Origin of the sequence: Streptomyces fragilis (assembly GCF_003112515.1) — a bacterium.
Taxonomy (GTDB): domain Bacteria; phylum Actinomycetota; class Actinomycetes; order Streptomycetales; family Streptomycetaceae; genus Streptomyces; species Streptomyces fragilis.
Genome location: NZ_BEVZ01000002.1, coordinates 1,070,872 through 1,089,768, shown reverse-complemented (window position 1 = coordinate 1,089,768; position 18,897 = coordinate 1,070,872). Strand labels below are relative to the sequence as shown.

Genomic DNA, 18,897 nt, shown 5'->3' with positions numbered 1-18,897 from the left:
CGGCTCGGCGGACGCCTGCGCCGCGGGGAGCGGGAGGGTGTCCTCGCCGCCCGGCGCCGGCGCCCCGGTCCGGTCCCGCCGCCCGGCCTCGTCCCGCAGCAGCGCGGTCCCGCCCGTCACGCCCACTTGCGCCCTCCCGTTCGTCGCACGTCACCAGGCGAACGGCAGCGAAGGATTACGGTTACGCAAGTCACTCGAAACGGTGAGGGCAACAGGGCTTCGCCAGAGGGCTGTTGACCGGCCGGCCCCCGGCTGTCGTGACCGACCGGGTCCTGCGGCCGGCCACGACACCGCGGCGGAGGTCACTCCAACCCCGGAGGTCACTCCACCCAGGAGGTCACTCCACCTCGGAGGCCAGCCGGGCGAGGAGGGCGTCGTAGATCCGGGCCAGTCCCCTGGGCGCGAAGGTCTTCTCGAAGAAGCCGCCGATCCCGCCGGCGCCGTTCCAGACGGTGCTGACGGCGACCCGGGACTTCCCCTCGCCGGCCGGGGTGACCCGCCAGGTGGTGACCATGGAGGAGTTGCGGTCCTTCTCGACGAGCTCCCCGGCGGACGGCTCGGTCACCTCCAGGAGGCAGTCCCGCACCCGCTTCTCGGTCGCCTGCAGCTTCCAGTGCACCAGGGTGCCCGCGCCCCTGCCGCCCTCGCGCACCTCGTACTCGCTGAACTGCTCGGGCAGCAGCCTGGCGCGCGTGCCCTCGTAGTCCGCGAGAGCGGCGTACACCTCCTGCGCGTTCGCCGCGACGACCCGCTCGGTCGTGGCCTCCACCTGCGCCATCGCTTCCTCCAGCTCCTGGGGATCCAGCACGTCCGGCGCCAGCAAACCACCCCCGCACACGCCCGCCAAATCGGCGGCACACCGCGCCCGGCCGTTCCGCCGGGTGCCGATCGCACGATCAAGGGAACAAGTGTTCTATTATCGCTGTTCGACACGACCGAAGCGAGGCCTGCATGCGCTGGGAGAACCTCACGCCGGAGTCCGGGCAGACGGACCCCGCCCTGTTCGGGGCGGACTCGGTGACCACCCGGACCTTCGACACCCCGGAGTTCCGCGGCGTCACCTTCCACGAGATCAGGGCGCGCTCGATCGTGAACCGGGTGCCGGGCGCGTCCCGGATGCCGTTCGAATGGACGGTGAACCCGTACCGCGGCTGCACCCACGCCTGCGTCTACTGCTTCGCCCGCAAGACGCACAGCTACCTGGACCTCGACACCGGCCTCGGCTTCGACTCGCAGATCGTGGTGAAGCTGAACGCCCCCGAGCTGCTGCACGCCAAGCTGGCCTCCCGGGCCTGGCAGGGCGAGCACATCGCGATGGGCACGAACGTCGACTGCTACCAGCGGGCCGAGGGCCGTTACCGCCTGATGCCGGGGATCATCGCGGCGCTGCGCGACCACGCGAACCCCTTCTCCATCCTGACCAAGGGCACGCTGATCCTGCGCGACCTCGAACTGCTGGAGCAGGCGGCCGAGGTCACCGACGTGGGCGTGAACGTCTCCGTCGGTTTCGTCGACCGGGAGCTGTGGCGCACCGTGGAGCCGGGGACCCCCGCGCCCGAACGCCGGCTGGACGTCGTCCGCACGCTCGCCGAGCACGGCATCGACTGCGGGGTGCTGATGGCCCCGGTGATCCCCTTCCTCGGCGACCGGCCCGACCAGCTGCGCGCGACCGTGCGTGCCGTCGCCGAGGCGGGGGCGAGCTCGGTGACGCCGCTCGTGCTGCACCTGCGGCCCGGGGCGCGCGAGTGGTACATGGCCTGGCTGGCCGAGCACCACCCCGGGCTGGTGGGCCGCTACGAGCGGATGTACGCGGGCGGGGCGTACGCGCCGACCTGGTACCAGCGGCAGATCACCCGCCAGGTGCACGAGCTGGCCCGCGAGTACGGCATCGGCCCGGAGGGCGGAGCGGCCCGCCGCCGCGTCCGCCCCGCCCGGCCGGCCACCGAGGCCGCCGCCGACGCGGAGGGCCCGGTGCAGCTCTCGCTGCTGTGACCGGGCTCCCGCACCCGCGCTCCGAGCGGCTTCCCGCCCCCGCGCTCCGAGCGGGCTCCTCCACCCGCCGCGGACGCGGCAGGCTCCGGGCCGAACGCTCGCCGCCGGACGCTCCGCCGTGCGCGGCGTGCCCCGCCCGGCGGCACGGGCGCGACCCGAAGGGGTCAATCTCCCCCGAAACGTGTTCTTCCTCCCCCCTTCCGACGGCACGATGCGCCCTGGGCCGTGGCACGCACGGACCGCCGGACCCCGGGGAGACTGATGAAGAAACGCGTCGCCGTCCTGTGCGGCACCGCCGTCGCGCTGGCCTCGGCCCTGACCGCCGTACCGACGGCGCAGGCCGCTCCGGCACCCGCCCCGCCGCGGCCCGCCTGGAAGAAGTGCGCCACCGAGGACGCGCCCCGGCTCCAGTGCGCCACCGTGCGGGTGCCGCTGGACCACGCCGCCCCGGACGGCCGGAAGATCGCCCTGGCCCTCACCCGCGTCCCGCACACCGCGAAGAAGTCGCTCGGCCCGCTGCTGGTCAACCCCGGCGGCCCCGGCGGCAGCGGGGTGGGCCTCGCCCGCGTCGTCGCCTCCGGGCTTCCCGCGTCCGTGGCCGCGCGCTACGACGTCGTCGGCTTCGACCCCCGCGGGGTCGGGAAGTCGCGCCCCGCGCTGAACTGCGTGCCGGGCCACTCCGCCCCGGTCCGCCCCGACACGGTGCCGGCCACCGCCGCGCTGGAGCGGGCGAACCTGGAGCGCGCGCGGGCCTTCGCAGCCGCCTGCGGGAAGAAGCACCGGGACCTGCTGCCGTACATCGACACGGTGAGCGCGGCGAAGGACCTCGACGTGATCCGGCGCGCGCTCGGCGCGCAGAGGATCAACTACCTCGGCTACTCCTACGGCACCTACCTGGGCTCGGTGTACGCCAAGCTGTACCCGCACCGGGTGCGGCGGATGGTGCTCGACTCCGTGGTCGACCCCACCGGGATCTGGTACGAGAACAACCTCCAGCAGGACATCGCCTTCGAGGACCGCCACCGCGCCTTCATGGCCTGGGTGGCGCGGCACGACGCCGTCTACGGGCTCGGCGCCGACCCGGCGCGGGTCGAGGCGAAGTGGTACGCGATGCGCGCGGCGGTCGCCGCGAAGCCCGCCCAGGGCGTGGTCGGCCCGGCGGAACTGGAGGACCTCTTCCTGCCGGGCGGCTACCACAACGGCTACTGGCCGCTGCTGGCCCGGGCGTTCTCCGCCTACTCGGTGAAGAAGCAGCCCGCACCGCTGGTGCAGGCCTACCGGGCGGTCGGCGCGGTGGACGCCGCAGGGGACAACGGGTACAGCGTCTACACGTCGGTGCTGTGCCGCGACGCCCCCTGGCCGCGGGAGTGGGGGCGGTGGCGCGCCGACAACTGGGCGGTGCACGAGAAGGCGCGCTTCATGACCTGGAGCAACGCCTGGTACAACGCGCCCTGCGCGTTCTGGCCCACGCAGGGCCTGCGGCGGCCCCTGGACGTCACGAACCACAAGGCGCCGCCGGTGCTGATCTTCCAGGCGACCGGGGACGCGGCGACGCCGTACGCCGGGGCGGTGCGGACGCACCGCCTGCTGCGCGGCTCCTCCCTGGTGGTCGAGGAGGGCGGCGGCAACCACGGCGTCACCCTGTCGGGCAACAGGTGCCTCGACCGGCACCTCGCGGCCTACCTCACCGACGGCACCGTCCCGCGCCGTCCCTCCGGTGACGCCGACGCCACCTGCCCGGCCCTCCCCGACCCGAAGCCCGCCCAGGAGGCCACCCGGGCCGTCGTCCCGCCCCACCCCTGGCCGCTCCCCCGGCCCTGACCCGGACACCGCGCGGGTGCGGCGGCGAGCCGTACCCGCGCGGCCCCGGTGGCGGGACGAAAAGCCGGAGCAGGCCGTCCGGTGGGCGGGGCATCATGGCCGGATGATCAGAGAGATGACGGCCGACGACTGCGCGCGCGTCGCCGAGGTGCGGACAGCCGGATGGCGGTACGCCTACGCGGGACTGATGCCCCAGGGGTACCTGGACCGGATGGACCCGGTCGCCGCCGCGGCGCGCCACCGCACGCTCCTGGAGGGCGCCGGCCCCGGCGTCGTCAACCTGGTCGCCGAGCGCGACGGGCAGGTCGCCGGCTGGGCCTGCCTCGGCCCGAACCGCGATCCCGAACCGGGCTGGGAGCTCTACACCCTGTACGTGGACCCTGCGCACCACCGCGCCGGGCTCGGCAGCGCCCTGCTGCGCGCGTGCCTGCCCGCCGAGGGCGACACCTACCTGTGGGTGGTGCGCGACAACACCGCGGCCCGCGCCTTCTACGAGCGCCACGGTTTCGCCCGCGACGGTGCCGAGGAGCCCTACACGGTGGACGGCGTGGACGTCCCCGAGGTCCGCTACGTCCGGCCCGGGGCGGCCTCCAGCGACTGAAGGGCGGCGCGGGCGGCCTCCGCCAACTCCTCCCTTCGCAGAGCCCGTTCCAGCACCGCCCGGCCGCGCGGGTCGCGGAGTTCGCCGAGCCCTTCGACGCAGGCCAGCGCCACCTCCCGGTGCGGGTCGCGCGCCGCGGACAGCCGCCGCTCCAGCACGGTCACCAGCGCGGGTACCGCCTCGGGCGCCCGCAGGGCGACCAGCAGCCGCACCGGGTGGAGGGCGTAGCCCACGCGCAGTTCGTTGGTGGCGAGCGCGGCCGCCGCCCGCGCGGTGCGCGGATCGCCCAGCCGGGCCAGCGCGTGGGCCGCCGAGGCGCAGCGCGGCGCGTCCCGGTGGTTCAGCAGCAGCACCAGGGGTTCGAACGCCCGGACGTCACCGGCCAGTCCGAGCCGGAAGGCGGCCAGTTCCACCGCCCACAGTGGGTGTCCGGGCTCGCTCAGCACCTCGGCGAGCTCCTCGGCCCCGGCGTCCGACACCAGCCGCCGGTGGGCGAACCCTCCCCCGGACTCGGCCCGCAACCGGGCGTCCAACAGCGCGAGTTGACCCTCGTCGTCGTTCACGCCCCAACCCTACGCAAATCACCCGGCCCCGTGGGAGCCGGATCACACACCCGAACACGCCGCACCCTCTGGCGCGCTCACTACCGGCCGGTTAAGCTCATTCGAGCGAGCTACCCCTCGCACCTCCTCGCAGCGGCCTGGTGACGCAGCCGCCGCGAGCGCAGTCGGTTCGGTACAGGCACGTACGTCCCGTACGGCGTACCGCGGCAACGCCGCACGACCCGGTTCCGGGACAGGACCGGTCGGACACAGGCACGCCCGCACGACCCGGCAGGTCGCCGTCGACCTCGCCGACTCCTCATCCGCGCACGCCCTTCGGCCTTCGCCGCCGGCGTCGCGTCCCAGCCGTCACCTCACGCCTTCCTGGAGTCCGTCATGGCCGCTCCCTCTTCCCTGTCCCCCTCCGACAGCGCCTCCACCCTCCGGACCGTCGCCGTGGTGGGCCTCGGCACGATGGGCTCGGGCATCGCCGAGGTCCTCGCCCGGGCCGGCCGCGACGTCGTCGGCATCGACGTCAGTCCGGAGGCCGCCGCCCGCGCCACCGCCGCGCTGGAGACCTCCACCGCCCGTTCCGTCGCCAAGGGCAGGCTGACCGAGGAGGAGCGCGAGCGGGTCCTCGGCCGGCTGCGCACCTCCGGCGACCTCGCCGACGCCGCCCCCGCCGACCTGGTGATCGAGGTGGCCCCGGAGTCGTACGACGTCAAGCAGGGCATCTTCCGCGCCCTGGACGGCATCGTCCGCCCGGACGCGATCCTGGCGACCGGCACCAACGCCCTGTCGGTGACCCGGCTCGCCGCCGACTCGGCCCGCCCCGAGCGGGTGCTGGGCCTGCACTTCTTCAACCCGGCGCCCGCGATGAAGCTGGTCGAGATCGTCTCCTCGGTGCTCACCGCGCCGGCCGCCGTCGCCGCCGTGACCGACCTGGCGGTCGAACTGGGCAAGGAGCCGGTGAAGGTGGGCGACCGGCCCGGCTTCGTCGCCGACGGGCTGCTGTTCGGCTACCTCAACCAGGCCGCCGCGATGTACGAGTCGCGGTACGCCTCCCGCGAGGACATCGACGCGGCGATGCGCTTCGGCTGCGGCCTGCCCATGGGCCCCCTCGCGCTGCTGGACCTGATCGGGGTCGACACCGCCCGCACCGTGCTGGAGGCGATGTACCAGGAGTCCCGCGACCGGCTGCACGCCCCGGCGCCGATCCTGCGCCAGCTCAGCGACGCCGGGCTCAACGGCCGCAAGTCCGGCCGCGGTTTCTACACCTACGAGGCGCCCGGCTCCGCCACCGTCGTCCCGGACGCGCTCACCCCGCGCCAGGACGCCGAGGCCGGCGCGGGCCGTCCGGTGCGCTCGGTCGGCGTCGCGGGCTCCGGCACCATGGCCTCCGGCATCGCCGAGGTCTTCGCCAAGGCCGGCTACGACGTCGTGATCGCCGCCCGCAGCGAGGAGAAGGCGACCGCCGCCAAGACGCGGATCGGCAAGTCGCTGGCCCGCTCGGTGGACCGGGGCCGGATGACCGCCGAGGCGGCGGCGCAGACCCTGGACCGGATCACCCCGGCCGGCTCCTACGACGCCTTCGCCGAGGTCGACCTGGCCGTGGAGGCCGTCGCCGAGGACCTCGGGGTCAAGCAGCAGCTGTTCGCCGCGCTGGACAAGGTCTGCAAGCCGGGCGCGGTCCTGGCCACGACCACCTCCTCGCTGCCGGTGGTCGCCTGCGCCCGGGCGACCTCCCGCCCGCGCGACGTGATCGGCATGCACTTCTTCAACCCGGCCCCGGCGATGAAGCTGGTCGAGGTGGTCCGCACGGTGCTCACCGACGACGACGTGCACGCCACCGTTCTCGAGGTCTGCCGGAAGATCCGCAAGCACCCCGTGGACTGCGGCGACCGGGCCGGCTTCATCGTCAACGCGCTGCTGTTCCCCTACCTCAACAACGCGGTGAAGATGGTCCAGGAGCACTACGCGACGCTGGACGACATCGACGCCGCGATGAAGCTGGGCGGCGGCTACCCGATGGGCCCGTTCGAACTGCTGGACGTGGTCGGGCTGGACGTCTCGCTGGCCATCGAGAAGGTGCTGCACCGCGAGTTCCGCGACCCGGGCCTGGCCCCGGCGCCGCTCCTGGAGCACCTGGTGGCCGCGGGCTGCCTGGGCCGGAAGACGGGCCGCGGCTTCCGCGAATATGCCCGGCGCTGAGCCCCGCCCGCGCGCCGGCCGCGCCCCGGGGGACCCGGAGTCCCCCGGGGACTGGGGAGGCCTGCTGGAGAGGCCCGGCTTCCCTCCGCCCGGCCCGGTGGCGCCCCTGGCGCCGGCCCCGCCTCGCGTCGCCCGGTCCACCGCCGGACGGGGCGGACCGGGACGCGCGCACGAGGGTGCGCGGATGGAGTACGTTCAGGGCATGTCCCACCCCGCCAAGTCGACACGTACCCCCGCCGCGGCCGACGCCCCGGAGAGCGCCGCGGGCAGCCGGGCCGCGGCCCAGCGGCTCAAGATGCGCCGCGAGCTGGCGGCGGCGGCCATGGAGCTGTTCGCCACCAAGGGGTACGAGGCCACCACCGTCGACGAGATCGCGGCGGCGGCCGGCGTGGCCCGCCGCACCTTCTTCCGCCACTTCCGCTCGAAGGAGGAGGCGATCTTCCCGGACCACGACGACACCCTGGTCCGGGCGGAGGCGGTGCTGAAGGCGGCCCCCGCGCACGAGCATCCGCTGGACACGGTGTGCCGGGGCATCAAGGAGGTCATGCGGATGTACGCGGCCCACCCCGAGGTCTCGGTGGCGCGCTACAAGCTGACCCGTGAGGTGCCGACGCTGCGGGAGGCGGAGATCGCCTCGGTCGCCCGGTACGAGCGGCTGTTCACCCGCTACCTGCTGGGCCACTTCGACGAGAAGGCGCACGCGGACGACGCGAACGACGACCCGCTGCTGGCGGAGGTCGCGGCGTCCGCGGTCGTCACGGCCCACAACCACGTGCTGCGGCGGTGGCTGCGGGCGGACGGGCAGGGGGACGTGGAGCGGCAGCTGGACCACGCCTTCGCCATCGTGCGGCGGACGTTCGGGCGGGGGATCGGCGCGGGGCGGGACGGGGCTGGGCAGGTCTCCCCCGACGCGGCCTCGGTCTCCGCCTCCGGGGAGGTCCTCGTCACCGTCGCCCGCGTCGACGCCCCCCTCGACGAGATCATGCACACCATCGAGAAGGCCCTCCGCGACCGCCCCTGATCCCTCCCGGGAGGTACGGGGTCAGAGGGTGGCCTGCGGGTGTGCGGGGCCGAGGTGGTGGACGGTGACCCGGGCGGAGTGTTCGCCGAGCAGGTCCCGCAGTTCGCCGGCGGCGGCGGCCAGGAGGTGGCCGTCGCGGGTGGCGTGCAGGGTCTCCAGGACGAAGGCGACGTGGGTGGAGTCCTCGGTGACCCGGGTGCGGTGGGCGTCGCGGTGGTTCCAGTGCCGGGTCAGCACGTCCGTGCTGTCGGTGTAGACGATCTCGCCGGTCCTGGGGTTCTCCACGGTGCCGGGTTCGCCGAGCGGTGTGAAGGTCTCGGTGCCGTCGGCGTGGCGGATCTCGACGTCGCCGGTGACGTGGTCGAGGTCGAAGGCGCCGGCGGGCAGGGCGTGGCGGACGGACACGACGTTGTAGGAGTCGACGGCCGGGTTGATCCGGGGCAGCGTGCCCTTCTTCGCCAGGCGGCGGCCGAGGGCGTCGACGCTGGGGCGGATGCGGCGGGGATTGGTGCCGAAGGAGCGGTAGGCGGTGTGCCACGCCTCGATGCGCGGGTCGCTCTCGTCGGCGGGGGTCCAGGCGCCGGTGGCGAGGTCCTGCTCCAGGACCTCCACGGCGGCAGCCGTGCGGGGCCAGGCCTCGCGGCCGTTCAGGCCGGTGGCGGTGACGACGGCGATCAGGGTGTCGGGGAAGGCGTCGGCGACGGCGGGGCTGATGCGCAGGGCGGTCATCGTGGAGCGGTTCCGTTCGGTGAGCGGGCCGGGGGGCGAAGGCGGTCAGGACTTCCAGGTACCGACGCGGTCCAGGCGGCGGAGCTGCTGGGCGGCGGTGGGTACGTCCAGGGCGGTGCCCCGTTCGGTGAGCCGGCGGGCGGTGTCGGTGCGCTGTTCGACGGGCTTGTGGTCGTCGTACTTGAACTTGGCCCGGACCTCGGTGACGTCGAGGCGCAGGCCGCGGATGCCGGGCAGCATCCGCCCGTAGGGAGGCAGGCCGATCTCGATGGCGGCGTGGTCGCCGTCGGGCTGGAAGTGGGCCATCTGGCGGCGCAGCAGCTCGGCCTTGGCCTCGGGTTCGTCGACGACGGTGGCCCGGCAGGTGAACTGGACGGCGGCGTAGTAGCTGGTGGGCACGCCGTCGGTGGGCGGGACGCCGGGCTTGGCGCGCCAGGGCCCGGGGATGAAGGCGTAGTCCCCGGTGACGGTGAAGGTGACGTCCGGGTCGGCCTCGATCGCCTTCCAGACAGGGTTGGGGCGGGCGAGGTGGACGAGCAGGGCGGTGCCGTCGACGGTGAAGTGGGTGGGCACCACGACAGGCGGGTGTCCGGGCGGGCCGTTGACGGCGAGGATGCCGAAGTCGTGGCCGTCCGCGATCCAGGTCCGCCATTCGGCGTCGTCCAGGGCGGCGTCCCAGGGCTGGATGAACACGCCGGGCTCCTTCCGGAGAGGGGATGGCTCAGGTGAGGGTGAGGGTCAGGAGGCTGACGGCGACGGCGCCCGGGCCGGTGAGCCGGGCGCGGTGGACGCGTGCGGCCAGGACGCTGCGGCGAGCAGGACGGCGCGTCCGCGGGCCGGGGAGCCGCCCAGGGCCGGCAGTGGAGCGACCGCGGGCGGTCCATCCCCTACCATCAATGGAACGACTCCACCGTACAACGCACCGACCACAAGTCGTCAATCGAACGACCGCCCGGTCCAGTGTGGTGACCTACCCGCCCGGAGGGGTGACGGCGATGACCGAGACCGAGGCGGCGCTGCGGACGCTCGCGCACAACGTCCGCGCGGCCCGCATCCGCGCCGGGCTGTCCCTGGACGAACTCGGCCGCCGGGCCAAGGTCAGCAAGGGCGCCCTCGTCGCCCTGGAGAAGGCCCAGGGCAATCCGAACTTCGCCACCCTGGTCCGCCTCGCCGACACGCTCGGCGCCTCCGTCTCCGCCCTGACGGAAGGCCGCCCCGAGCAGCGCGTACGGGTGGTGAGCGCCGACACCGTCACTCCTCTGTGGAAGGGCGAGCACGGCAGCGAGGCCCGGCTCATGCTGACCACCGGCGGACCGGCGGCCACCGAGGTCTGGCGCTGGACGCTGGAGCCCGGCGAGGAGTACCCCAGCCACCCGCACCAGGCCGGCGTGACCGAGACCGTCAGCGTCACCACGGGCGAGATGGTGCTCGTCGTCGACGGGGTCGAGCACACCGTCGCCGCCGGGCAGACCGCCACCTTCGACGCCGACACCACCCACGCCTACCGCGGCTCGGGCAGCGGGCCCTGCCATCTGATCATGACCGTCCACCTGCCCCCGGGACCCGCGTAACACCCCCCATGACCGACGCCACCGCGGAGGTGGCACCGAGTGTCACCCCAGGGGCGGAGCAGTGTGCGAGCGAAGACCTTTCCGGGCAGTTCGAGGTGCCGGAAGGGTCCATACGGAGGCGACGGCGGGCCCGCACCGGCTTCAGCCCGATGAGGCAAAGCCCCTTGTGAGAGCTGATCGATCATCGATCGAAAACGCCGCCGGAACCTCGCCTGATCGATCATCGCTCACCTGAACGGCAAAGTTTTCACCTGAGCGGAACTCCTGGCACTCAGTGCCTTGTCAACCGTCACGCCGTGCCATACGTTGTGGGTGTCCGGACGGCCGGCGCACCACACGAACCGTGCGCCGGGTGTCCCCGCACGGCCCCACGGCCACGCGCGTCCGGACGCCTGCGTCACAGGCATCCCCCGCGCCACCACGCGCTGCCGCACCACCCGCCGAACCGACGGCACCACACCCACAGCACCGCACCACACCCGCAGCACCGACGTACCCTCTGCGCCCCTCAGGCGGGCGCCCGTCGCCGGAGGCAACACCGTGACCGTGAAGGACATCCTGGACGCGATCCAGTCGCAGAACGCCTCGTCGGAGGACTTCGCCGCCCTCCCGCTCCCCGAGTCGTACCGTGCGATCACCGTGCACAAGGACGAGACGGAGATGTTCGCGGGCCTCGCGACCCGCGACAAGGACCCCCGCAAGTCCCTGCACCTGGACGACGTCCCCCTGCCGGAACTCGGCCCGGGCGAGGCCCTGGTGGCCGTGATGGCCTCCTCGGTCAACTACAACTCGGTGTGGACGTCCATCTTCGAGCCGCTGTCGACCTTCGGCTTCCTGGAGCGTTACGGCAAGGTCAGCGAGCTGACCAAGCGCCACGACCTCCCGTACCACATCATCGGCTCCGACCTGGCCGGCGTCGTCCTGCGCACCGGCCCCGGCGTCAACGCCTGGCGGCCCGGCGACGAGGTCGTCGCGCACTGTCTGAGCGTCGAGCTGGAGTCCTCGGACGGCCACAACGACACGATGCTCGACCCCGAGCAGCGCATCTGGGGCTTCGAGACCAACTTCGGCGGCCTCGCCGAGATCGCGCTGGTCAAGTCGAACCAGCTGATGCCGAAGCCGGACCACCTCTCCTGGGAGGAGGCCGCCTCCCCGGGCCTGGTCAACTCCACCGCCTACCGGCAGCTGGTCTCCGCCAACGGCGCCAACATGAAGCAGGGCGACAACGTCCTGATCTGGGGCGCGAGCGGCGGCCTCGGCTCCTACGCGACCCAGTTCGCGCTGGCCGGCGGCGCCACCCCGATCTGCGTGGTGTCCTCGCCGGAGAAGGCGGAGATCTGCCGCGCCATGGGCGCCGAGCTGATCATCGACCGCGCGGCCGAGGACTACCGGTTCTGGAAGGACGAGAACACCCAGGACCCGAAGGAGTGGAAGCGCTTCGGCAAGCGCATCCGCGAGCTCACCGGCGGCGAGGACATCGACATCGTCTTCGAGCACCCCGGCAAGGAGACCTTCGGCGCCTCGGTCTTCGTCACCCGCAAGGGCGGCACCATCACCACCTGCGCCTCCACCTCCGGCTACATGCACCAGTACGACAACCGCTACCTGTGGATGTCGCTCAAGCGGATCATCGGCTCGCACTTCGCCAACTACCGCGAGGCGTGGGAGGCCAACCGCCTGATCGCCAAGGGCAAGATCCACCCGACGCTGTCGAAGACGTACAGCCTGGAGGAGACCGGCCAGGCCACCTACGACGTCCACCGCAACCTGCACCAGGGCAAGGTCGGCGTGCTGTGCCTGGCACCCGAGGAGGGCCTGGGCGTCCGCGACCACGAGATGCGCGCCCAGCACCTCGACGCGATCAACCGCTTCCGGAACGTCTGAGGATCGGCGGAAGACAGATGTCAGAGCGTCAGAAGGACCGTCCGTGGCTGATGCGGACGTACGCCGGCCACTCGACGGCCGAGGCGTCCAACGAGCTGTACCGGCGCAACCTCGCCAAGGGGCAGACCGGCCTGTCGGTGGCGTTCGACCTGCCCACCCAGACCGGTTACGACTCCGACCACGTCCTCGCCCGCGGCGAGGTCGGCCGGGTCGGGGTCCCGGTGGCCCACGTCGGCGACATGCGCCGTCTCTTCGAGGACATCCCCCTCGAGAAGATGAACACCTCGATGACCATCAACGCCACCGCCATGTGGCTGCTGGCGCTCTACCAGGTCGTCGCCGAGGAGCAGGGCGCGGACGTCGCGGCCCTGCAGGGCACCACCCAGAACGACATCGTCAAGGAGTACCTCTCCCGGGGGACGCACGTCTTCCCGCCCGGGCCTTCGCTGCGGCTGACCACGGACCTGATCACCTACACGGTCACCCACATGCCGAAGTGGAACCCGATCAACATCTGCAGCTACCACCTGCAGGAGGCGGGAGCCACCCCGGTCCAGGAGATCGCCTACGCGATGTCCACCGCGATCGCCGTGCTCGACGCGGTCCGCGACAGCGGCCAGGTGCCCGAGGAGAAGTTCGGCGACGTCGTCGCCCGGATCTCGTTCTTCGTCAACGCCGGCGTCCGATTCGTCGAGGAGATGTGCAAGATGCGGGCCTTCACCCGCATCTGGGACCGCGTCACCCGTGAGCGGTACGGCATCGAGAACGCCAAGCAGCGCCGCTTCCGCTACGGCGTCCAGGTCAACTCGCTCGGCCTGACCGAGGCGCAGCCGGAGAACAACGTCCAGCGGATCGTGCTGGAGATGCTGGCCGTCACCCTCTCCAAGGACGCCCGCGCCCGCGCCGTGCAGCTGCCGGCCTGGAACGAGGCGCTGGGCCTGCCCCGGCCCTGGGACCAGCAGTGGTCGCTGCGGATCCAGCAGGTCCTCGCCTACGAGAGCGACCTGCTGGAGTACGGCGACATCTTCGAGGGCTCGACGGTGATCGAGGCCAAGGTCGCCGAGCTGGTCGAGGCGTCCTGGGCGGAGATGGACCGCATCCAGGAGATGGGCGGCGCGATGGCCGCCGTGGAGTCGGGCTACCTGAAGTCCCAGCTCGTCGCCTCGCACGCCGAGCGCCGGGCGCGGATCGAGTCGGGACTCGACAGGATCGTCGGCGTGAACGTCTTCGAGTCGACCGAGCCCAGCCCGCTCACCGCGGACCTGGACACGGCCATCCAGACGGTCGACCCGGCCGTCGAGGCCCGGGTGATCGCCTCGCTGCAGGCCTGGCGGGACACCCGCTACCAGCCGCCGTTCAACCACCCGCGCCCGTGCAAGGCGCTGGAGCGGCTGAAGCAGGCGGCGCGCGGCGACGACAACCTCATGGAAGCCACCCTTGAATGCGCCCGTGCGGGGGCGACCACCGGGGAGTGGGCGGGAGCGCTGCGGGAGGTGTTCGGTGAGTACCGGGCGCCCACCGGCGTCTCGTCCGCCCCGGTGGCGGTGGCGGCCGAGGAGGGCACCGGGCTCGCCGAGGTCCGCCGCCGGGTCGAGGCCACCGCCCGCGACCTGGGCGTGGGCAAGCTGCGCTTCCTGGTCGGCAAGCCGGGCCTGGACGGGCACTCCAACGGCGCCGAGCAGATCGCCGTGCGCGCCCGCGACGCCGGCTTCGAGGTGGTCTACCAGGGCATCCGGCTGACGCCGGAGCAGATCGTGGACGCCGCCCTCGCCGAGGACGTGCACGCGGTCGGCCTGTCCATCCTGTCCGGCTCGCACGCCCAGCTGGTGCCCGACGTCCTGACCCGGCTGCGCACGGCCGGCGCGGACGACATCCCGGTGATCGCCGGCGGCATCATCCCGGGCGCGGACGCCGAGCAGCTCCGGTCCGCCGGGGTGGCCGCGGTGTTCACCCCGAAGGACTTCGACATCACCGGGATCATCGGCCGTATCGTCGACGAGATCCGCAAGGCCCACAAGCTCGACCCCCTGGAGGTCCCCGCATGACCGCGCCCCAGCCGTCCGTGAACCGTCTGCGCCCCCGGCGCTCCTGCCTGGCGGTCCCCGGCTCCAACCCGCGCTTCCTGGAGAAGGCCCAGGGGCTGCCCGCGGACCAGGTGTTCCTGGACCTGGAGGACGCCTGCGCGCCGCTGGCGAAGCCGGAGGCCCGGCACACCATCGTCAAGTTCCTCAACGAGGGCGACTGGACGGGCAAGACCCGCGTGGTCCGGGTCAACGACTGGACCACCGAGTGGACCTACCGGGACGTGGTCACGGTCGTCGAGGGCGCCGGCCCGAACCTGGACTGCATCATGCTGCCCAAGGTGCAGAACGCGGAGCAGGTCGTCGCGCTGGACCTGCTGCTCACCCAGATCGAGAAGACGATGGGCTTCGAGGTCGGCCGGATCGGCATCGAGGCGCAGATCGAGAACGCCCAGGGCCTCAACAACGTCAACGCGATCGCCGAGGCCTCGCCGCGTCTGGAGACCATCATCTTCGGCCCCGCCGACTTCATGGCCTCCATCAACATGAAGTCCCTGGTGGTCGGCGAGCAGCCGCCCGGCTACGGCGCCGACGCCTACCACTACATCCTGATGAAGATCCTGATGGCGGCCCGCGCCAACGACCTCCAGGCGATCGACGGTCCCTACCTGCAGATCCGCAACGTGGACGGCTTCCGCGAGGTGGCCGGGCGCGCCGCGGCCCTGGGCTTCGACGGCAAGTGGGTGCTGCACCCGGGCCAGGTGGACGCCGCCAACGAGGTCTTCTCCCCCTCCCAGGAGGACTACGACCACGCCGAGCTGATCCTGGACGCGTACGAATGGTGCACCTCGGACGCGGGCGGCAGGAAGGGCTCGGCCATGCTCGGCGACGAGATGATCGACGAGGCGAGCCGGAAGATGGCGCTGGTCATCGCGGGCAAGGGCCGCGCGGCCGGCCTGAAGCGCACCAGCAAGTTCGAGATTCCGGAGGGCTGAGCCGTGCAGTTCGGGCGCACCTACGAGGAGTTCGAGGTCGGGGCTACGTACAAGCACTGGCCGGGGAAGACGGTCACCGAGTACGACGACCACCTGTTCTGCCTCCTCACCATGAACCACCACCCGCTCCACATGGACGTCAACTACGCCGGGAAGACGACCGACTTCGGCAAGAACGTCGTGGTGGGCAACTACATCTACTCGCTGCTGCTCGGCATGTCGGTGCCGGACGTCTCGGGCAAGGCGATCGCCAACCTGGAGATCGAGTCGCTCAAGCACGTGGCGCCGACCTTCCACGGCGACACGATCTACGGCGAGACCACCGTGCTCGACAAGTGGCCCTCGAAGTCGAAGAACGACCGCGGCATCGTGTACGTGGAGACCAAGGGCTACAAGCAGGACGGCACGCTGGTCTGCGTCTTCCGCCGCAAGGTGATGGTGCCGACCGGGACGTACATCAAGGAGCGCGGCGGCGAGCAGCCCGGCCGGCCCGAGCTGAAGGAGAAGGAGTCCAAGGGATGAGCCGACTCGCCCGGACCCACGGTCTGACCGACGTCCAGCAGGAGATCCTGTCCACGGTCAGGGAGTTCGTGGACAAGGAGATCATCCCGGTCGCCACCCAGCTGGAGCACCGCGACGAGTACCCGCAGGCGATCGTCGACGGCCTGAAGGAACTCGGCCTGTTCGGGCTGATGATCCCCGAGGAGTACGGGGGTCTGGGCGAGTCGCTCCTGACCTACGCGCTGTGCGTGGAGGAGCTCGCCCGGGGCTGGATGTCGGTCTCCGGCATCATCAACACCCATTTCATCGTCGCCTACATGATCAAGCAGCACGGCACCGACGAGCAGAAGGAGTACTTCCTTCCGCGGATGGCGGCCGGCGAGATCCGCGGCGCCTTCTCGATGTCGGAGCCGGCGCTCGGTTCGGACGTGTCGGCCATCACGTCCAAGGCGGTCCGCGACGGCGAGGACTTCGTCCTCACCGGGCAGAAGATGTGGCTCACCAACGGCGGGACGTCCACGCTGGTGGCCGTGCTGGTGAAGAGTGACGAAGGACACCCCGAGGGCACCGCGCCGCACCGGTCGATGACGACCTTCCTCGTCGAGAAGCCGGCCGGCTTCGGCGAGGTCCTCCCCGGGCTGACCATCCCCGGGAAGATCGACAAGATGGGCTACAAGGGGGTCGACACCACCGAGCTCATCATGGATGGCCTGCGAATTCCGGCCAATCGGGTACTGGGTGGCAAAACCGGCCGCGGCTTCTACCAGATGATGGACGGCGTCGAGGTGGGGCGCGTGAATGTGGCGGCCCGTGGCTGCGGCGTCGCACAGCGTGCGTTCGAGCTGGGCGTGCAGTACGCGCAGCAGCGCCACACCTTCGGCAAGCCGATCGCCCAGCACCAGGCGATCCAGTTCAAATTGGCCGAAATGGCCACCAAAGTCGAAGCCGCTCATGCGATGATGGTGAATGCAGCCCGCAAAAAGGACTCCGGGGAACGAAACGACCTCGAGGCAGGCATGGCGAAGTACCTCGCCAGCGAGTACTGCAAGGAGGTCGTGGAGGATGCCTTCCGGATCCACGGCGGCTACGGCTTCTCCAAGGAGTACGAGATCGAGCGCCTCTACCGAGAGGCTCCGATGCTGCTCATCGGTGAAGGCACCGCAGAAATCCAGAAGATGATCATTGGTCGCAGACTCCTCGAGGAGTACCGCTTCCAGGGCTGATTCCGGAGAGTTCCGGTCACAGCCCGGCCGATTGTCCCGCTACGGGGTGTTTTCTTCGAGAAGAAGATCACACCCCGTCAGCGCTCCCGGTCCTCGACTCGGCTTCTGGCTTGCCCAGTTGCAGTGCCTGCCCGGTACGATTCCGGAAAGCCGCCGTCCCCAGAACTGCAGCGCGGCACCATCCCGCTACGAAGGTCTTCCATGCCCCACAGCCAAGACTCTGCACACCGCGACAGCATCGCCGGCACCCGGCTCGCGCGGGGAGCGTCGCCGTGGCTCGCGCCGACGGTCGCCACGGCCGCACTCAGCCTGCTCCGGGCGCGCCGTTCCGGCGCGGCCAAGGCCGTGGCCGTGCCCGCCACCGCTCTCGCGGCGGGCATGCTGTGGTTCTTCCGGGACCCGGAGCGTGAGATCACGCAGGGCCGCGTGATCTCGCCCGCCGACGGCGTGGTGCAGAGCATCATGCCCTGGAAGGACGGCCGCACCCGCGTCGCCATCTTCATGAGCCCGCTCAACGTCCACGTCAACCGCGCGCCGCTGGCCGGCACCGTGACGTCGGTCGAGCACGTGCCGGGTGGGTTCGTCCCCGCTTTCAACAAGGAGAGCGAGAACAACGAGCGCGTCGTCTGGCACTTCGACACCGAGCTCGGCGACATCGAGATGATCCAGATCGCCGGCGCGGTGGCCCGCCGCATCGTGCCCTACATCCCCAAGGGGACCAAGGTCGAGCAGGGCGAGCGGATCGGTCTCATCCGGTTCGGCTCGCGCGTCGACCTGTACCTCCCGGCCGGGGTGGAGGTCGCGGTCGAGGTCGGCCAGAAGACCGTGGCTGGGGTGACTCGCATTGACCGTGACTGACCGAGATCCGAGTACCGGCTGGTCGCCTTCGGCGGACGGCCCTGCGGAGGAGTGCGACGAGGAGGAGATGCCTCTGTCGCTGCGCCTGTCGATAGCCGACACCCTCACGCTCGGCAACGCGACCTGCGGCTTCATGGCGGTGTACTTCACCACCACGGGCATCCTGATCCCGCACCTCACCGGCAGCCAGGAGACGGGCATGGCCCGTCACAGCGCGGCCACCGCGGTGATCCTGATGCTGGCCGCGGCGATCTTCGACCTGTTCGACGGCCAGGTCGCCCGCAAGCTGCGGGCCTCGCCGATGGGCGCGGAGCTGGACAACCTGTCCGACCTGATCAGCTTCGGCCTGGCGCCGGCGTACTTCGTGCTCGTGTACGGCATGGTCGCCGACGACGCGCATCAGCGGGTCGCGGCACTGGCCGCGATCGTGGTGCTGCTGGCGGTGGTGCTGCGGCTTGCGCGGTTCTCCATCGTGACGGTGCCGAGCGGGACGTTCCAGGGCATGCCGTCCCCGTTCGGGGCGCTGACGGTGGTCTCCATCGTCCTGCTCGAGCTTCCGTTCGTCGCGACGCTGCTGGCCGTGCTGGGGACGGCGTGGCTGATGGTGAGCCGCGTCGAGTACCCGAAGCCGCGGGGCAAGTCCGCGGTGGCGATGCTGATCTGGATCGTGGCCTCCATGGGCATGCTGGTCGCCTGGGCGGCCGGTGCGCCCAGCGGCGAGCTGCTGCTGCAGGCCGGCTGCGCGCTGCAGCTGGTCCTGGGCGCGGTGATCCCGCTGTTCGCCACGGCGCGCCGTGTGAACAACTTCCGCGACAACCGTCGCGAGGCCCGGGCGGCCCAGCTCCAGTAGCGCCGCCCCCGCCTGACGAACGGCCCCCCGAGCCTCCACGGCTCGGGGGGCCGTCGGCGTTCCCGGGCTGCCCGTCC

Annotated in this window: 17 protein-coding genes; 13 read left to right on the top strand and 4 right to left on the bottom strand. The window is 71.8% G+C overall.

Annotated features, from left to right (window positions below; genetic code table 11):
- Positions 1 to 337 precede the first annotated feature (337 nt).
- Positions 338 to 778 (bottom strand): SRPBCC family protein, encoded by a 441-nt coding sequence (locus Sfr03f_RS06790; RefSeq protein ID WP_108953499.1) that lies wholly within the window; start codon positions 776 to 778, stop codon positions 338 to 340.
- Between the two features lie 173 nt (positions 779 to 951).
- On the opposite strand from Sfr03f_RS06790, the gene Sfr03f_RS06785 reads away from it, so the two are divergent.
- The 3 genes from Sfr03f_RS06785 (at position 952) to Sfr03f_RS06775 (ending at position 4,414) form a co-directional block, all read left to right on the top strand.
- Positions 952 to 1,992 carry an Rv2578c family radical SAM protein gene (locus Sfr03f_RS06785; RefSeq protein ID WP_108952755.1) on the top strand — a complete coding sequence of 347 codons (1,041 nt, stop codon included), beginning with the start codon at positions 952 to 954 and terminating at the stop codon, positions 1,990 to 1,992.
- Positions 1,993 to 2,253: 261 nt separating this feature from the next.
- A complete protein-coding gene (locus Sfr03f_RS06780; RefSeq protein ID WP_108952754.1) occupies positions 2,254 to 3,813 on the top strand; it encodes an alpha/beta hydrolase in 1,560 nt (519 codons plus the stop codon).
- Positions 3,814 to 3,916: 103 nt separating this feature from the next.
- The gene (locus Sfr03f_RS06775; protein ID WP_108952753.1) at positions 3,917 to 4,414 is read left to right on the top strand and encodes a GNAT family N-acetyltransferase; all 498 of its coding nucleotides are present in this window, start codon (positions 3,917 to 3,919) and stop codon (positions 4,412 to 4,414) included.
- Here the strand turns inward: Sfr03f_RS06775 and Sfr03f_RS06770 are convergent.
- Positions 4,381 to 4,977, bottom strand: coding sequence for a HEAT repeat domain-containing protein (locus Sfr03f_RS06770; RefSeq protein ID WP_245967429.1), 597 nt, complete (start codon positions 4,975 to 4,977; stop codon positions 4,381 to 4,383). The two genes, Sfr03f_RS06775 and Sfr03f_RS06770, sit on opposite strands and share 34 nt — an antisense overlap.
- A gap of 375 nt (positions 4,978 to 5,352) precedes the next feature.
- Between Sfr03f_RS06770 and Sfr03f_RS06765 the strand changes: the two genes are divergently transcribed.
- Together Sfr03f_RS06765 and Sfr03f_RS06760 are read left to right on the top strand one after the other, a co-directional pair.
- On the top strand, positions 5,353 to 7,167 hold the full coding sequence (locus Sfr03f_RS06765) for a 3-hydroxyacyl-CoA dehydrogenase family protein (protein WP_108952752.1): 1,815 nt from the start codon (positions 5,353 to 5,355) through the stop codon (positions 7,165 to 7,167).
- 202 nt (positions 7,168 to 7,369) lie between these two features.
- On the top strand, positions 7,370 to 8,188 hold the full coding sequence (locus Sfr03f_RS06760) for a TetR family transcriptional regulator (protein ID WP_245967428.1): 819 nt from the start codon (positions 7,370 to 7,372) through the stop codon (positions 8,186 to 8,188).
- Positions 8,189 to 8,209: 21 nt separating this feature from the next.
- Here Sfr03f_RS06760 and Sfr03f_RS06755 read toward each other — a convergent pair whose 3' ends face one another.
- Together Sfr03f_RS06755 and Sfr03f_RS06750 are read right to left on the bottom strand one after the other, a co-directional pair.
- Positions 8,210 to 8,917 carry a B3/B4 domain-containing protein gene (locus tag Sfr03f_RS06755; RefSeq protein WP_108952750.1) on the bottom strand — a complete coding sequence of 236 codons (708 nt, stop codon included), beginning with the start codon at positions 8,915 to 8,917 and terminating at the stop codon, positions 8,210 to 8,212.
- 45 nt (positions 8,918 to 8,962) lie between these two features.
- On the bottom strand, positions 8,963 to 9,610 hold the full coding sequence (locus Sfr03f_RS06750; RefSeq protein WP_108952749.1) for an FMN-binding negative transcriptional regulator: 648 nt from the start codon (positions 9,608 to 9,610) through the stop codon (positions 8,963 to 8,965).
- 302 nt (positions 9,611 to 9,912) lie between these two features.
- Between Sfr03f_RS06750 and Sfr03f_RS06745 the strand changes: the two genes are divergently transcribed.
- The 8 genes from Sfr03f_RS06745 (at position 9,913) to pssA (ending at position 18,820) form a co-directional block, all read left to right on the top strand.
- On the top strand, positions 9,913 to 10,488 hold the full coding sequence (locus Sfr03f_RS06745) for a helix-turn-helix domain-containing protein (protein WP_108952748.1): 576 nt from the start codon (positions 9,913 to 9,915) through the stop codon (positions 10,486 to 10,488).
- A 546-nt stretch (positions 10,489 to 11,034) separates the two neighbouring features.
- Positions 11,035 to 12,372, top strand: a complete 1,338-nt coding sequence (gene ccrA, locus Sfr03f_RS06740; RefSeq protein ID WP_174721559.1) for a crotonyl-CoA carboxylase/reductase — start codon at positions 11,035 to 11,037, stop codon at positions 12,370 to 12,372.
- A gap of 17 nt (positions 12,373 to 12,389) precedes the next feature.
- Complete coding sequence (locus Sfr03f_RS06735) at positions 12,390 to 14,417, top strand: protein meaA (RefSeq protein ID WP_108952746.1); 2,028 nt, start codon at positions 12,390 to 12,392, stop codon at positions 14,415 to 14,417.
- Complete coding sequence (locus Sfr03f_RS06730) at positions 14,414 to 15,388, top strand: HpcH/HpaI aldolase/citrate lyase family protein (protein ID WP_108952745.1); 975 nt, start codon at positions 14,414 to 14,416, stop codon at positions 15,386 to 15,388. The genes Sfr03f_RS06735 and Sfr03f_RS06730 overlap by 4 nt, the downstream gene beginning before the upstream one ends.
- Before the next feature lie 3 nt (positions 15,389 to 15,391).
- A complete protein-coding gene (locus Sfr03f_RS06725) occupies positions 15,392 to 15,910 on the top strand; it encodes a MaoC family dehydratase (protein WP_108952744.1) in 519 nt (172 codons plus the stop codon).
- Positions 15,907 to 17,112 (top strand): acyl-CoA dehydrogenase family protein, encoded by a 1,206-nt coding sequence (locus tag Sfr03f_RS06720; protein WP_108952743.1) that lies wholly within the window; start codon positions 15,907 to 15,909, stop codon positions 17,110 to 17,112. Before Sfr03f_RS06725 ends, Sfr03f_RS06720 begins: the two co-directional genes overlap by 4 nt.
- A 201-nt stretch (positions 17,113 to 17,313) precedes the next feature.
- Positions 17,314 to 17,970 (top strand): phosphatidylserine decarboxylase, encoded by a 657-nt coding sequence (locus Sfr03f_RS06715; protein WP_108952742.1) that lies wholly within the window; start codon positions 17,314 to 17,316, stop codon positions 17,968 to 17,970.
- Positions 17,971 to 18,037: 67 nt separating this feature from the next.
- Complete coding sequence (pssA, locus tag Sfr03f_RS06710) at positions 18,038 to 18,820, top strand: CDP-diacylglycerol--serine O-phosphatidyltransferase (protein WP_108952741.1); 783 nt, start codon at positions 18,038 to 18,040, stop codon at positions 18,818 to 18,820.
- Positions 18,821 to 18,897: the final 77 nt, after the last annotated feature.